The organism is Pseudomonas sp. D4-21 (assembly GCF_051132125.1).
In the GTDB taxonomy this organism is placed as follows: Bacteria; Pseudomonadota; Gammaproteobacteria; order Pseudomonadales; family Pseudomonadaceae; genus Aquipseudomonas.
The window spans coordinates 3,293,069-3,308,716 of record NZ_CP071664.1 but is presented as its reverse complement, the minus strand read 5'-3'; the positions used below and the strand labels follow the sequence as shown (position 1 = coordinate 3,308,716).

General features: G+C 63.3%; 13 protein-coding genes. All 13 read left to right on the top strand.

The features are described 5' to 3' along the window. Window positions 1-24: 24 nt before the first annotated feature. The 13 genes from J3Q04_RS14685 (at window position 25) to J3Q04_RS14625 (ending at window position 15,633) form a co-directional block, all read left to right on the top strand. On the top strand, window positions 25-1,299 hold the full coding sequence (locus J3Q04_RS14685; RefSeq protein WP_434611012.1) for an NAD(P)/FAD-dependent oxidoreductase: 1,275 nt from the start codon (window positions 25-27) through the stop codon (window positions 1,297-1,299). An 84-nt stretch (window positions 1,300-1,383) separates the two neighbouring features. Next, window positions 1,384-3,027, top strand: coding sequence for an ABC transporter substrate-binding protein (locus J3Q04_RS14680; protein ID WP_434611014.1), 1,644 nt, complete (start codon window positions 1,384-1,386; stop codon window positions 3,025-3,027). Window positions 3,028-3,069: 42 nt separating this feature from the next. After that, window positions 3,070-4,026 carry an ABC transporter permease gene (locus tag J3Q04_RS14675; protein ID WP_420766627.1) on the top strand — a complete coding sequence of 319 codons (957 nt, stop codon included), beginning with the start codon at window positions 3,070-3,072 and terminating at the stop codon, window positions 4,024-4,026. Then, entirely contained in the window at window positions 4,023-4,898 is an 876-nt protein-coding gene (locus tag J3Q04_RS14670) for an ABC transporter permease (protein ID WP_420766626.1), read from the top strand. The genes J3Q04_RS14675 and J3Q04_RS14670 overlap by 4 nt, the downstream gene beginning before the upstream one ends. A gap of 1 nt (window position 4,899) precedes the next feature. Beyond that, window positions 4,900-6,744 (top strand): ABC transporter ATP-binding protein, encoded by a 1,845-nt coding sequence (locus tag J3Q04_RS14665; RefSeq protein ID WP_420766625.1) that lies wholly within the window; start codon window positions 4,900-4,902, stop codon window positions 6,742-6,744. Then, window positions 6,741-7,049 carry a (2Fe-2S)-binding protein gene (locus J3Q04_RS14660; protein ID WP_434611022.1) on the top strand — a complete coding sequence of 103 codons (309 nt, stop codon included), beginning with the start codon at window positions 6,741-6,743 and terminating at the stop codon, window positions 7,047-7,049. Before J3Q04_RS14665 ends, J3Q04_RS14660 begins: the two co-directional genes overlap by 4 nt. Next, complete coding sequence (locus J3Q04_RS14655; protein ID WP_434611024.1) at window positions 7,031-8,407, top strand: FAD-dependent oxidoreductase; 1,377 nt, start codon at window positions 7,031-7,033, stop codon at window positions 8,405-8,407. Before J3Q04_RS14660 ends, J3Q04_RS14655 begins: the two co-directional genes overlap by 19 nt. Beyond that, on the top strand, window positions 8,404-9,555 hold the full coding sequence (locus tag J3Q04_RS14650) for an NAD(P)/FAD-dependent oxidoreductase (protein WP_434563655.1): 1,152 nt from the start codon (window positions 8,404-8,406) through the stop codon (window positions 9,553-9,555). The genes J3Q04_RS14655 and J3Q04_RS14650 overlap by 4 nt, the downstream gene beginning before the upstream one ends. Then, window positions 9,552-10,709, top strand: a complete 1,158-nt coding sequence (argE, locus tag J3Q04_RS14645; RefSeq protein ID WP_434611026.1) for an acetylornithine deacetylase — start codon at window positions 9,552-9,554, stop codon at window positions 10,707-10,709. Before J3Q04_RS14650 ends, argE begins: the two co-directional genes overlap by 4 nt. A 290-nt stretch (window positions 10,710-10,999) precedes the next feature. After that, window positions 11,000-12,457, top strand: a complete 1,458-nt coding sequence (locus J3Q04_RS14640) for an NAD-dependent succinate-semialdehyde dehydrogenase (protein ID WP_434611028.1) — start codon at window positions 11,000-11,002, stop codon at window positions 12,455-12,457. Window positions 12,458-12,497: 40 nt separating this feature from the next. Continuing rightward, the gene (locus J3Q04_RS14635) at window positions 12,498-13,577 is read left to right on the top strand and encodes a tartrate dehydrogenase (RefSeq protein WP_420766619.1); all 1,080 of its coding nucleotides are present in this window, start codon (window positions 12,498-12,500) and stop codon (window positions 13,575-13,577) included. Window positions 13,578-13,659: 82 nt separating this feature from the next. Next, the gene (locus J3Q04_RS14630; RefSeq protein ID WP_434611030.1) at window positions 13,660-15,144 is read left to right on the top strand and encodes a PAS domain S-box protein; all 1,485 of its coding nucleotides are present in this window, start codon (window positions 13,660-13,662) and stop codon (window positions 15,142-15,144) included. A 240-nt stretch (window positions 15,145-15,384) separates the two neighbouring features. Beyond that, complete coding sequence (locus J3Q04_RS14625) at window positions 15,385-15,633, top strand: DUF1652 domain-containing protein (protein ID WP_420766617.1); 249 nt, start codon at window positions 15,385-15,387, stop codon at window positions 15,631-15,633. Window positions 15,634-15,648 lie beyond the last annotated feature (15 nt).

The window sequence follows — 15,648 nt, the reverse complement described above, 5'->3', positions numbered from 1 at the left end:
CTTCAAGGCGAAAGGGGTTTAGACATGGGCAGTGAGTCTTATTGGCTCGATACCGCACCGGCCTTCACCGGTGCCCAGGTCGGCGGGTTGCCCGACCAGGTCGACGTCGCCATCGTCGGTGGCGGTTTCACCGGTCTGGCGGCGGCCCGGGCCCTGGCCTTGAAGGGCGCCCGGGTGGCGGTGCTGGAGGCGGGAAGGGTGAACGGGCAGGCGTCCGGGCGCAATGGCGGGCAGTGCAACACCGGCGTCGCCCAGGACTATGCGGCATTGTCAGCAAGCCTGGGTGCCGATAAGGCCCGCGCTTATTACCTGGCCTACGAAAGCGCCGTGCAGAGCGTCGTTTCGTTGGTCGAGCAGGAAGGGATTGCCTGCGACCTGACGCGTCACGGCAAGCTCAAGCTGGCCGCCAAGCCGATGCACTACGAAGGGTTGGCGCGCACCTGTGAACTGATCTGCAAGGAGGTCGATGCCGAGGTTCAATTGTTGTCTGCGCAGCAGGTTCGCGCCGAGGTCAATTCGGACCAGTTCCACGGCGGCCTGCTGCAGCGCAATGGCGTACAGATGCATGTCGGGCGCTTTGGTGTCGGCCTGGCCGAGGCGGCCGCCCGTCATGGCGCGTTGATTTTCCAGGGCGTCGAGGTGAAGGACTGGAAGACCCGCGGCAGCGGCTATCAGGTCAACACGAACAAAGGCGTGCTGCATGCCTCGCAAATTCTGCTGGCCACCGGTGCGTGCCAGCAAGGCGGGCTGGGTTGGTATCGGCGACGCATCGTCCCGGTGGGCAGTTTCGTGGTCGCCACCGAGGTACTGCCACAGGCGCTGATCGACAGTTTGCTGCCGGCCCGTCGCTCCTACGTCACCAGTCGCATGATCGGCAATTACTTTCGCCTGACCCCGGACAACCGCTTGCTGTTTGGCGGCCGTGCGCGGTTTGCCATGTCCGACAGTGTGTCCGATGCCAAGAGCGGCAAGGTGCTGCAAGCGACGATGGTGCAGATGTTCCCGCAGTTGGCCGACGTGAAAATCGACTATTGCTGGGGCGGGCTGGTGGACATGACCTCTGACCGCTTGCCCCGCGCCGGCCAGCATGGCGGCATCTACCACTCCATGGGCTACAGCGGCCACGGCGTGCAGATGTCGGTGCACATGGGCCAGGTCATGGCCGACGTCATGGCCGGCAAGGTCGAAGCCAACCCTTGGCGCGAGCTCGACTGGCCGGCGATTCCCGGGCACTTCGGCAAGCCCTGGTTCCTGCCGTTTGTAGGCGCGTATTACCGCCTGCAGGACTACCTACACTGATTCATAAGGCGTTGTTTGGCGTTTCAACCGTTGCGACGACCGTGCGCAACCGAGCCCCTATCACTTGCGGAAGGTAGAACTGACATGACTGACAATAAGAACAGCATCGACGGCCAGTTGATTACGGGCGAAGAAAGTCTGCGGGTTTTCGAAGGGCTCAATCGCGGCATGTCGCGCCGCCACGCCTTGCAAATGCTCGGGCTGGCCGGGGTCGCCGCGGCCGGGGCCGGCAGCCTGTTCGGCGCCGCCGGCAAGTTGTGGGCCGATGACACCACGAGCCCAGGCAAGGGCAAGCCCGGCGGACGTATCCGAGTGGCGGGCATCACCAGTTCCACCGCCGATACCCTGGATCCGGCCAAGGGCTCATCGTCCACCGACTACGTGCGCCACTACATGTTCTACAACGGCCTGACCCGTTTCGACAGCCACATGGTGCCGCAACTGGAGCTGGCCGAACGCATCGACACCACCGATGCGACGCTGTGGGTGATCACCCTGCGCAAGGAAGTCACCTTCCACAACGGTAAAGGGCTGACAGCGGCGGACGTGGTGTTTTCCCTGCTGCGGCACAAGGATCCGGTCACCGGTTCGAAGGTCCTGCCGCTGGCCTCGCAATTCGAGGAGGTCAAGGCCAATGGTACCCACGAGGTGCAGATCCGCTTGAGCGGCCCGAATGCCGAACTGCCGTCGATTCTGGCCGTGTCCCACATGCTGATCGTGCCCGAGGGCACCACGGATTTCAGCCAGGGGGTCGGCACCGGTCCGTTCAAGGTCAAGGAGTTCAAGCCGGGAGTACGCTCGATCGGCGCCCGCAACACCAATTATTGGAAGCCCGGCTTGCCCTACCTGGACGAGATCGAGTTCATTGGCATCGGCGACGAGCCGTCGCGGGTCAACGCGCTGCTGTCGGGCGATGTGCAGATCATCAACGAGGTCAACCCGCGCTCGACGACCCGCATCAAGGACAGCGCAGGCCACCGTGTCGTCGATTCGCCCTCGGGCAACTACACGGACCTGATCATTCGTCAGGACCAGATGCCAGGCCAGAGCCCCGAATTCACCCAGGCGATGAAACTGTTGCTGGACCGCGAGCAGGTCAAGTCGGCGATTTTCCGTGGCTTTGCCAGGGTCGGCAACGATCATCCGATTGCGCCGGGCGCGCGCTTCTTCAACGCCGACCTGCCGCAACGCACCTATGACCCGGAAAAGGCGCGTTTCCTGCTGAAGAAAGCCGGCATGGAAAACATCAGCATGCCGGTGATGTGCTCGCCGGCCGCCACCGGTTCGGTGGACGTCGCCGTGCTCTTGCAGCAGTCGGCGAAGGAGGCCGGGCTCAAACTCAACGTCAATCGGCTGCCGAGCGACGGCTACTGGTCCAACCACTGGGCCAAGCACCCGCTGAGCTTCGGCAACATCAACCCACGGCCGAACGCCGACATGCTGTTCTCGCAGTTTTTCCAGTCCTCGGCGCCGTGGAACGAGTCCGGCTGGAAAAACCCGCAATTCGACCAACTGCTGGTGCAGGCCCGTGGCGAAACCGACGAGGCCAAGCGCGGCAAGATGTACGCCGACATGCAGACGCTGGTGCATGAGCACAGTGGCATCGGCATCCCGGTGTTCATCAGCAACATCGATGGCGTCGACCAACGCGTCAAGGGCTACGGCACCAATCCGCTGGGTGGCTTCATGGGCTACATGTTCTCCGAGCAAGTCTGGCTGGACGCTTGATGAGCGTGGTCTGGCTCCGTGACATGGCAAGAGGATCGGGTGATGAATAGCAACACATTGTGGTTGATCGGCCGGCGCCTCGGCGCCGCGATCGTGACCCTGCTGATCGTCTCGATGGTGGTGTTCGCCATCACGGCGGTATTGCCGGGAGACGCGGCGCAACAGTCCCTTGGACAGTTCGCGACGCCTGAACAAGTGGCGGCCCTGCGGGTGAAGATGGGCCTCGACCAGCCAGGCGCATTGCGCTACCTGCACTGGCTGACCAGCCTGCTCAGCGGCGACCTCGGCGTATCGATTTCCAATGCCGTGCCGGTCAGCGAGCTGATGGCCGGACGAGTGCCCAACACCTTGATGCTCGCGGCCGCCACGGCGCTGGTGTCGGTGCCGGTGGCACTGATCCTCGGAATCGGCTCGGCGATGGGCCGAGGGGGGCGCATCGACAGCGTCCTGAGTTTCTTCACGCTGACGATGGTGGCGGTGCCGGAGTTCCTGGTGGCGACGCTGGCGGTGTTGATCTTCGCGGTCAACCTGGGCTGGCTGTCGGCGCTGTCCTACTCCAGCGAAATCACCTCGCCGCTGCAATTCATGCGCACCTATGCCTTGCCGGTCATGACGCTGTGCTGCGTGATCGTTGCGCAGATGGCGCGCATGACCCGGGCGGCGGTGATCGATCAGCTCGACAGCCCCTACGTTGAGATGGCTCGCCTCAAAGGCGTGAGTCCGGTGCGGGTGGTCTTGCGCCACGCCTTGCCCAATGCCATCGGGCCGATCGCCAATGCCATCGCCTTGAGCTTGTCCTACCTGCTGGGTGGCGTGGTGATCGTCGAGACGATCTTCAACTATCCCGGCATCGCCAGCCTCATGGTCGATGCCGTGACGAACCGCGACATGGCATTGGTCCAGGCCTGCACGATGCTGTTTTGCACGGCGTACCTGATGCTGGTGTTGATTGCCGACCTGTGCGCAATCCTGTCCAACCCGAGGCTGAGAAACCAATGAACAATCTCATTGCGAAGTCCCCGCCTGCTGCGCCCGAACTGGCCTATGGCAAGGTTTCCAACGGCGCCTCCTGGCTCGGCCTGCTCGGCGCCGCCATGTGCGTCATCTGGTTGCTGGTGGCCATTTTCGGACCTTGGCTGGCGCCGCACCCGGTGGGCGAAGTGGTGTCCGACAACGTCTTCGACAGCTTCAGCGCGGCGTACCCGCTGGGCACCGACTACCTGGGCCGCGACATGCTCAGCCGGATCATGGTGGGCGCAAGGTTCACCGTCGGCCTGGCCTTGGTCGCGGCGGTCCTGGCGAGCGGCTTGGGAACCACTTGTGCGTTGTTGTCAGTGGTCTCGCCGAAGTGGCTGGACGAGCTGATCAGCCGCCTGATGGACGCCTTCATTTCTATCCCGAGCAAGATGCTTGCGTTGATCATGGTTTCGGCCTTCGGCTCCTCGGTGACCTTGTTGATCTGCACGGCGGTGCTGAGCTTCACGCCGGGCGCATTCCGGATCGCCCGCAGCATGGCCGTGAATATCGAGGCTTTGGAGTACGTGCAGGTGGCCCGTACCCGTGGCGAGCGCAGGTTGTACATCGCTTGTGTGGAGATCCTGCCGAACATGCTCAACCCGGTGCTGGCCGACTTGGGGTTGCGCTTTGGCTTTATCGTGCTGCTGCTCAGTGGCATGAGCTTTCTCGGCCTGGGCGTGCAGCCGCCGGACGCAGACCTGGGCTCCCTGGTGCGCGAGAACATCGGCGGTCTCAACCAGGGCGCGCCAGCCATCGTGATTCCGGCCCTGGCCATTGGCACCCTGACGATCGGCGTGAATCTGTTTATCGATCGCCTGTCTTCGCGGCGCAATCGACGCACGGGAGGTCATTGAAATGAGCGAATTGATTCGAGTCGAAAACCTGCGGGTAGTCGCCTGTGGCGAACGCGGCGAGGTGGAGATCGTCAAGGGCGTCAGTTTTTCTCTGGCAAAAGGCGAAGTGCTCGCATTGATCGGCGAGTCCGGCTCCGGCAAGACCACCATTGCCCTGGCGCTTCTGGGTTATGCCCGACGCGGCTGTCGCCTGGCCGGTGGCGTGGTGCGCATCGGCGAGCACGACATGCTGGCCTTGAGCGAAGGCGAGCTGCAAGGCTTGCGCGGCAATCGCGTCTCGTACATTGCCCAAAGCGCCGCGGCGGCATTCAACCCAGCGAAAAAGCTCATCGACCAGGTGGTCGAGGGCGCGCTGATCCATGGCCTGGGCAGCCGGGCGGTGCTCGAAGCCAAGGCCATCGAACTTTTCCGTGACCTGGCGTTGCCGAACCCCGAGCGCATCGGTCAGCGGTATCCCCATCAAGTCTCCGGCGGGCAATTGCAACGGGTCATGGCGGCAATGGCGCTGATCAGCGATCCGCTGCTGGTGGTGCTCGATGAGCCCACCACCGCCCTGGATGTGACGACCCAGATCGATGTGCTGCGCGCTTTCAAACGCGTGGTGCGCGAGCGGGGCGCGACGGCGGTGTACGTGTCCCATGACTTGGCTGTCGTCGCGCAGATGGCCGACCAGATCGTAGTACTCAACGGCGGCGAGATATTCGAGCAGAGCGCGACCGCGCCGTTGCTCAAGGGGCCCGCCCATGCCTATACCCGAAGCCTGCTGGCGGCGGCGCGTCCGGACACAACGATCCGTCCGCCCTGCGGCCTCGCGGAGGACGCTCCGCTGTTGACCATCCGGGGGCTGACCGCCGGCTACGGCAACAAGAACCCGCAAGGCATGCCGGCGATTCGCGTGCTGGAGGACATCGATCTCACCGTGCGCCGGGGCCAGGCCATCGGGGTGATCGGTGAGTCCGGTTCAGGTAAATCGACCTTGGCCCGGGTGGTGGCGGGGTTGCTGCCTCCGGCCCTTGGCGGGTTGACCTTCGACGGCCAGCCATTGGGCGGTAGCTTGCAGGAACGCACTGCTGACCAGTTCCGCCGCATCCAGATGGTTTTCCAGAACGCCGACACCGCCCTTAACCCCATGCACAGCATCAGCGCCATCCTGAGCCGGCCGTTGAAGATGTATTTCGGCCTCAAGGGCGCGGCCCTGCGCGAGCGCATCGGCGAGTTGCTCGACCTCGTCCGTTTGCCCCGGGACTTGGCCGAGCGACGTCCGAGCGAGCTGTCCGGCGGTCAGAAACAGCGGGTCAACCTGGCCCGGGCGCTGGCGGCCAAGCCGGACCTGATCCTCTGCGATGAAGTGACGTCGGCCCTCGATACCGTGGTCGGCGCGGCGATCCTTGAACTGCTGCGCGACCTGCGCCAACAACTGGGCGTGTCGTACCTGTTCATCAGCCACGACATCTCCACCGTGCGAGCGCTGTGCGACGACATCGTGGTGATGTACAGCGGCCACAAGGTCCAGTCGGGGTCTCGGCAATCGTTCGCCCAGGCACCGTTTCATCCCTACACGGACCTGCTGATCCATTCGGTGCCAGAGCTGCGCCAGGGCTGGCTGGAAACCTGCGGCGCGACGACTTGCGGTACGTTGCCGGCGTTGGGGCCAACGGCCAATGAACCGGATCTGTGCACATTCCTCGGTCGCTGCCCGGTACGGGTCGATGGGGTGTGCAACCATATCGCGCCACCCCGGCGCATCATCGATGGCGGCAGCGAGGTGCTCTGTCACCACGACAGCGGCGAACTGCTGAAAAGCCAGCGGGATTCAAACAGCATGATCGTGGGAGCCTACGCATGAGCGCGCGTTTCGTGAGGTTGGCCGAACAGGGTCGACCCGTCGTCAATCTGAAGGTCGATGGCGTGCCCATCACGGCGTTGCAGGGCGATACGTTGATGGTCGCCTTGCTGACCCACGGCCCGGCGTTGCGCCAGTCGGAATTCGATCCCGGCAGCCGCGCCGGCTTTTGCCTGATGGGCGCCTGCCAGGATTGCTGGGTCTGGACCCGCAGCGGCGAACGCTTGCGCGCCTGCTCCAACGAAGTCCGCGAAGGGCTGGATATCATCACCACGCAACCGGAGGCGATATGGCCACTGCGCGGATAGTCATCGTCGGCGCCGGACCAGCCGGCGTACGCTGTGCCCAGACGTTGGTCGCGGCAGGGTTCAGGCCGATCCTGATCGACGAGAACCGTCGCGACGGCGGGCAGATCTACCGGCGCCAGCCCGAAGGGTTCACCCGAGACTACGGGACGCTGTACGGCACCGAAGCGGCCAAGGCCCGTGATTTGCACGAAAGCTTCGATCGCCTGCGCCCCAACCTCGACTATCGTCCGGATACGCTGGCGTGGAACCTGACGCCGGGTCAATTGAGCTGCGTCAGCCAGGGTCGCCATACGACAGTGGATTTTGACGCACTGATCCTCTGTACCGGTGCCACCGACCGCTTGATGCCGGTCGAGGGCTGGCAGTTGGGCGGTACGTATAGCCTCGGTGGGGCGCAGATTGCCTTGAAGGCTCAGGCGGTGTCCATTGGGCACCGGGTGGTGTTCATGGGCAGCGGGCCGTTGCTGTACCTGGTGGCCAGCCAATACGTGAAGGCTGGCGCCCAGGTCGCGGCGGTGCTGGACACCTCGCCATTGGTCAAGCGCATCCTGGCTTTGCCCAAGCTCATGGCGCGTCCTGGCCTGCTGTTCACGGGCATGAAATTGCTGGCGCAGCTGTACCGGGCGAAGGTTGCGGTACACCTGGGTATTTCGCCGCTGCAAGTGCTCGGCGAAGCGACCGCCGGAGTGAGCGGCGTTCGGGTACGTCGCGCAGACGGCCAGGAACTGACGGTGGATTGCGACGCGGTGGCGTTGGGGTATCACCTGCGTCCCGAAACCCAGCTGGCCGACCTGGCGGGCTGCCGCCTGCGCTTCGACGAGGCTTCCGGGCAATGGCTGCTGGACACCGACGAAGAAGGCCGGACGTCGGTCAGTGGCATCTATGCGGCGGGGGACGGCTCGCGAATCCGGGGTGCCGACGGCGCCGAGCATGCCGGGTGGCTGGTGGCCATGGCGCTACTGGGTGACTTGCAGCAACCGGTGGATGCGGCCCGATTGGCCGAACAGCGCGGGGCGTTGAAGGTGATGGACGAGTTCCGCCTCGGCCTCGCCCAGGCGTTTCCCTGGCCGGCCGCGCAAGCCAAGGCCTTGCCGGACGAAGCCATCGTCTGCCGCTGCGAAATGATCAGCGCCGGTGAGCTGCGGCGTACCGTCAGCGAGAAGGGGGCCTGTGAAGTCAATCGGGCCAAGGCTTTCAGCCGGGTCGGCATGGGTCGCTGCCAGGGTCGCTATTGCTCCCAGGCCGGGGCCGAGGTGATTGCCGCGGCGGCGGGCGTGCCGGTGCAAGAAGTCGGACGCCAGCGCGGACAGGCACCAGTCAAACCGCTTTCCATGCTGACTCAGGAGGTCACGCCATGACCGTTGAAAAGGCCGATGTATTGATCGTCGGTGGTGGTTTCATGGGCGCGGCGTCGGCGTTTTTCCTGCGCCAGCGGGGCCGGTCGGTGATCCTGCTGGAGCGCGACCAGATCGGCCAATATGCCAGCGGCGTCAACTTTGGCAACGTGCGACGCCAGGGCCGTTTTCTCGGGCAGCTGGAATTGGCGAACCGTTCCTGGGCGCTGTGGAAACGCCTGCCGGAACTGATCGGCGAGGACCTGGAATTCATTCCCAGCGGACACATGCGCGTGTGTTACCGGGAAGAGGAAATCGAGGAGCTGCAAGCCTACGCCGATGCCCCCGAAGCCCGGCAACTGGAACTGCAGATTTATCGGGGCAGTGAACTGCACGGGCGCTTTCCGTTCCTGGGCAAGGACGTCAAGGGCGGCTCGTACGCCCCCCATGACGGTCACGCCAACCCGCGTCTCGCAGCACCGGCATTTGCCCGGGCGGCGCGGCGCCTCGGTGCCCGCATCGAAGAACGCACGGAAGTCGCCGAGGTGTACAAGGCCAATGGCGAATTCAGCGTCACCACGACCGATGGCCGCCAGTTCCGCGCCTCCCAATTGCTGATCACAGCCGGTGCCTGGGGGCAAAAACTTTCCGGGCAGTTCGGTGAGCCGGTGCCGCTGGCACCCAACGGTCCGCAAATGGCCGTCACCGAGCCGGTGCCCTATGCCTTGCCGACGGTGATCGGGGTGTACACGAAGATTCCCGAAGAAGTGATCTACTTCCGGCAGATTCCACGGGGCAACATCATCATCGGCGGTGGCTACCGTTGCGAGCCGGACATGCTCAACCGCCGGGCTCATGTCGAACCGCGCAGCCTGCTCAACCAACTGGACCAGATGCGGCGCCTGGTGCCGGGCATTGGCAACCTCAACATCATCCGCGTGTGGAGCGGTATCGAAGGCTACCTGCCCGATAACCTGCCGGTGATGGGCGCCAGCGGCAACGTCGACGGCCTGTACTACGCCTTCGGCTTCAGCGGCCATGGTTTCCAACTCGGTCCGGGCGTCGGCGATGTCATGGCCGAACTGATCAGCACCGGCACCACCAGCACGTCGATCGAACCGTTCTCCATCCGCCGGTTCACCCCTTCCGAACAACGGAGCAAAGCCTCATGAAACCTCGCGTCCTGGCTATTTTCGAGCGCCTGTTGGCGTTCGAAACGGTTTCCTCGGAATCGAACATGGCGCTGATCGAATACGTCCGCGATGTGTTGGCGGGCAAAGGCATCGAATCGCTGATCGTCAAGGACGAGAGCGGCAAGAAAGCCAACCTGTTCGCCAGCACCGGCCCCCGTGAGGTGCCAGGGGTCCTGCTATCCGGCCATACCGACGTGGTGCCGGCGGCGGGGCAAGCCTGGACCGTTCCGGCATTCCAGGCGACGGTGCGCGATGGCCGGGTCTACGGGCGCGGTAGCTGTGACATGAAAGGCTTCATCGCCCTGGCGATCGACGCCATGCTTGACGCGGCCGACCAGCCGTTGAGCCGGCCGCTGCAACTGGCGCTTTCCCATGATGAAGAAATCGGCTGCGTGGGCGTTCGCCGCCTGCTCGACGTGCTGCACCTGGCCCCGGTGCGACCGTTCCTGTGCGTGATCGGTGAGCCGACCAACATGCAATTCGTGTTGGGCCACAAGGGCAAGGGCTCCTACCGCACCTACTGCCGAGGCCTGGAAGCGCACTCATCCCTGGCCCCGCGCTCGGTCAACGCCATCCACGTGGCGTGCGACTTCATCGCGGCGTTGCGCCAGAGTCAACGGCAGTTGCAGGAGCAGGGCGCCCAGGACAGCGACTATGACGTGCCCTACAGCACGGTGCATGTCGGGCAGATCGTCGGCGGCAAGGCACTCAATATCGTGCCGAACCTGTGTACGCTGGACTTCGAAGTGCGCAACCTGCCGGCCGACGATCTGGATCGGTTTCTGGAGCAACTGCACGAGCACGCCGAAGTGATCGTCCGCGAGGCGAAAAAGCTCTCGAACGTAGCGGACATCCAGATCGAGACGCTGAATGTCTATCCGGGGCTTGATACGCATCCGAGCGTCGAAGCGGTGCGGTTTCTCAAGCATTTCGCTGAGCCGGGTACCGGGACTGCGAAGGTCTCTTTCGGCACCGAGGGTGGGTTGTTCAAGCAGCGGCTGGACGTGCCGGTGGTGGTGTGTGGGCCGGGCTCCATCGAACAGGCGCATAAGCCGGATGAGTTTATCGAGGTGGCTCAGATGGAGGCGGGGGAGCGGTTCCTGGCTGGGTTGCTTGGGGCTTTGAAGGTTTAAACCGCGTCCACCGCAAGGCTCCCAGGTTTAGCCACGCCAAAGAAACCTGTGGGAGCGAGCTTGCTCGCGATGGGCCCAGCACATCCGACTCACTCATGGGCTTATACGCCGCCTTCGCGAGCAAGCCCGTTCCCACGCACCAAGCAAGAACAAAGCAGTCGCAGTCCTATCGGTATAGCCTGCCGCTTCACCCCAAAACTTCAGCATCCAACACCGCCCAACCTCCGCTTTCAGCATCCTGCGCCGCGGCACCTCCTTAGACTGGAACTACCTCGGAACAGGACGCGACCATGCTCACTCAACTTCTGAAAGACCCCAGCCTGCTGGCGGAACTGGCTTATATCGACGGGCAGTGGGTGGGGGCCGACGATGGCGCCACCCTCGACGTCATCAACCCGGCCACCGGCCAAACGCTCGCCCGCGTCCCCGCGATGCAAGGCAGCGAAACCCGACGCGCCATCGAGGCAGCGGACGGGGCCTGGGCGGCATGGCGCGCGCGTCCGGCGGCGGAGCGGGCGGCGGTGTTGGAGCGCTGGTATCAGGCCATGATGGACAACCTCGAAGACCTCGCGCTGATCATGACCCATGAACAGGGCAAGCCACTGAATGAAGCCAGGGGCGAGATTCGCTACGGCGCCGGCTTCGTCAAATGGTTCGCCGAAGAGGCCCGTCGGGTCTATGGCGAGACCATTCCGGCCCCCAGCGGCGACCGTCGCCTGCTCACCCTGAAGCAACCGGTCGGCGTCTGCGCCGCCATCACACCGTGGAACTTCCCCAACGCGATGATCACCCGCAAGTGCGCTCCGGCGCTGGCGGCGGGGTGCCCGGTGATCGTCAAGCCGTCGGACCTGACACCGTTGTCCGCCCTGGCGCTCGCCGTGCTGGCCGAGCGGGTCGGGATTCCGGCCGGGGTCTTCAATGTGGTCACGGGCATGCCTGCTGGCATCGGCGAAGAGCTGACCGGCAACCCGACGGTGCGCAAGATTTCCTTCACCGGCTCGACGGCGGTCGGCCGCCTGTTGATGCGCCAGAGCGCCGAGCACATCAAGCGCCTGAGCCTGGAACTCGGTGGCAATGCGCCGTTCATCGTGTTCGACGATGCTGATTTGGAACAGGCCGTGGCCGGCATCATGCAAAGCAAGTTTCGCAACGCCGGCCAGACCTGCGTCTGCGCCAACCGCATCCTGGTGCAGGAAGGCATCTACGAACGTTTTGCCGAGCGCCTGGTGCAGGAAGTGCGCAAGCTGAAGATCGGCGATGGGCTCGAAGCCGACGTGATGATCGGCCCATTGATCAATCCTGCTGCGGTGAGCAAGGTCGCCCGGCATATCGACGACGCGCTGAGCCAGGGCGCGCGCCTGCTGTGTGGCGGCATTCCTCAAGGCGACAGCCAGTTCGTCGAGCCGACGGTGCTGGGCGACGCCCACGCCGGGATGTTGCTTGCCAATGAAGAAACCTTCGGCCCGGTTGCACCGCTGATGCGCTTTTCGACGGAGGACGAGGCACTGGCCTTGGCCAATGCCACGCCTTATGGCCTGGGTGCCTATTTCTTTACCCAGGACCTGCGGCGCTCGTGGCATTTCGGCGAGGCGTTGGAGTTCGGGATGATCGGGCTCAACACCGGGATCATCTCCATGGAGGTGGCGCCTTTTGGTGGCATCAAGCAGTCCGGCCTGGGGCGCGAAGGCAGCAAGTACGGCCTGGATGAATACCTTGAAGTGAAAGCTTTCCATATCGGTGGGCTGTGATGCGGCCTTCGTTTGAACAGACAACCGGGAGTCAGGACTGATGAGTAAACCCTTTAGAATCGCCGCGATTGCCGGCGATGGCATTGGCAAGGAAGTATTGCCCGAAGGCCTGCGAGTATTGGAGCAGGCCGCCAGGCAATGGCAGTTGGACCTGGACATCCAAGTGTTCGATTGGGCTCACTGCGATTATTACCTGGAGCACGGGCAGATGATGCCCGTCGACTGGTTCGAGCAACTCAAGGGCTTCGACGCGATCTACTTCGGCGCCGTGGGATGGCCGGACAAGGTCCCGGACCACATTTCTCTGTGGGGCTCGTTGCTCAAGTTCCGCCGCGATTTCGACCAGTATGTGAACATCCGCCCGGTGCGGCTGTTCCCGGGCGTGCCCTGTCCGCTGGCCGGACGGGAGGCGGGGGATATCGATTTCGTGGTAATCCGCGAAAACACCGAGGGTGAATATTCCTCGGTCGGCGGCAAGATGTTCGAAGGCACCGAGCATGAATTCGTCCTGCAGGAATCGGTGTTCACTCGCCGAGGCGTCGACCGGATTCTCAAGTTCGCCTTCGACCTGGCCCAATCCCGACCGCGCAAGCGCCTGACGGCCGCGACCAAGTCCAACGGGATTTCCATCAGCATGCCGTACTGGGACGAACGCACGGCCTTGATGGCCGAGCAATACCCCGAGGTGACATGGGACAAACAGCACATCGACATCCTGTGCGCCCGTTTCGTCCTGCAACCAGACCGCTTCGATGTCGTGGTCGCCTCGAACCTGTTCGGCGACATCCTTTCCGACCTCGGCCCCGCCTGCGCCGGCACTATCGGCATCGCGCCGTCGGCGAACCTGGATCCGCAGCGGCGCTTTCCCTCGCTGTTCGAACCGGTGCACGGCTCGGCGCCGGATATCTATGGGCAAAACATTGCCAACCCGATCGCGATGATCTGGTCGGCAGCGTTGATGCTGGATTTCCTTGGCAACGGCGATGAGCGTTATCGCGCGGCCCATGACGGGATCCTGCGGGCCATCGAGCAGGTGATCGCACACGGGCCGATAACCCCGGACCTGGGCGGACAAGCCTCGACCCAGGACGTCGGCAAGGCTATCGCCGCGGGGCTTTGAGGGCCTGGCGCACTATCGCAAGCCCATGTGGTCGTAACCTTCAACGCATCCATGCCTGAACGTCACGACCCATGGAGACCCAATGAATCAGGACGTCCCGAACACCGATACCAATCGCCGCCAATTGCTGCAAATCATCGCCGGATTGTCTGACGGCGTGATACTGGTCGAGGTCGACCAGACCATTGCCTGGGCCAATGAAGCCGCCCTGACCATGCACGGCGTCACGGAGCTCGGCGAGTTGGGCGCCAATGCCAAGCAATACGCCAAGCGTTTCCACCTGCGCTATCGCAATAACCATTCGTTGCCCGAAGACAATTACCCCATTGCCCGCGTCGCTCGTGGCGATGAATTCAGCGATGTGCTGGTGGAAGTCACGCCAGACGCCGACCCGGATCGGACCTGGGTTCACCGCATCCGCAGCATGGTCCTGAGTGACCGTGCCGGCGAGCCGGAATATCTGGTGCTGATTCTCAGCGATGCCACTGAATGGGCCAGCGCTGAGCAACGGTTCGAGAGAACCTTTGGTGCCAATCCGGCGCCTGCGGTGATCTGCCGCCTCAGCGACCTGCGCTATATCAAGGTCAACGCGGGCTTCCTGGAAATGACCGGCTACAGCCGCGAGCAGGTGATCGGCCGTTCGGTGTATGAGTTGGATGTGCTCGAAGCGGCCGAGAAGCGTGACCTGGCCATCGAGCGCCTGGGCCAGGGTGCGACCATTCCGCAGATGCAGGCCGAAATGCGTTTGCCGGACGGTAGCAGCAAGCAAGTGATCGTCGCCGGCCAGCCCCTGGACCTGCACGATGAAGACTGCATGCTGTTCTCCTTCATGGACATGGAGCCCCGGCGCAAGGCCGAGACGGCGCTGCGTCAAAGCGAGGAGCGCTTTGCCAAGTCATTCCGCCTGTCGCCGGTGCCAACGCTGATCTGTAGCGCTGAGCAGCAATTGCTGGAAATCAACGAAGCCTTCCTCCAGGCGACCGGTTATGCCAGCGAAGAGTTGTTGGGCAAGACCGTCGAGGAAATCGGTTTTCTCGAAAAGGACGCAGGCGCGACGCTTTTTGCGCGGTTGGAAAAGACCGCCACTGTGTCCGGCGTCGACATCAAGGTTCACAGAAAGGGGGGCGAACAGATCGACTGCGAAGTGGCGGCCGACACTGTGGTCATCCAGGACAAACCCTGCTATTTGCTGGTGCTGATGAACATCACCGAACGCAAGCGTTCGGAGTTGGAACTGGTGGCGGCCATCGAGGAAGTGATGAAGGACGCCTCGTGGTTCAGTCGGACCTTGATCGAAAAACTCGCCAATGTGAAAAGTATCAACGCGCAAAGCCCCACGACATCGTTCACCGAGCTGACGGCCCGGGAACGCGATGTGCTTGGCCTGATCTGCGAAGGCCTGGCGGACAAGGAAATCGCCGCGCGGCTCAAGCTCGCGCCAAACACCGTGCGCAATCACGTGGCTACGCTGTATTCCAAACTGGACGTGCATAGCCGCAGCGAAGCGATTGTCTGGGCGCGAGAGCGGGGGTTGTACGCAAATGAATGGCGGATGAAGGCATCATAGTAGCCAGTGCATATGCACCTGCCGTGCTAGTGCAAATTCGGGTTCTTCGCGGGCGCCTCCTTCCTTAGGCTGAGAGGGTGCGGCATAGCTGTTGATGTCGCGTCCCCCACGAAACAGTCAAGGAATACGCCACAATGCGCAACAAGCCCTTCAAGTGCGAGATCGACAGGAAGTCTGCGGGAGCCAGGAGGCCGGGTGTGTCCAACGGTCATTTGCGACTTCGAAGCTGAGGTGCGAACGATGACCCATCTTGCTCCGCTTCGCGCCCGCCTCGAAAAAAGTTTTGCTCCGCTGTCCTGCGCATGCAACCTCAATGGCGATGGCACGCTGACTATTCGTCTGTATCACCAGGAAAGCGGCGAGGTCGACCTGGTGGTGAGCGGCATGAGCGTCGAGAGCATCCGCTCTGAAGAGGGCCTGGAGAAGCTGATTGACGAGCTGCGCTACGAACTGCAGAACACGCCGTTGCACCGCAGTGATCCTGCCTGATTTCCTGGTCCGCTA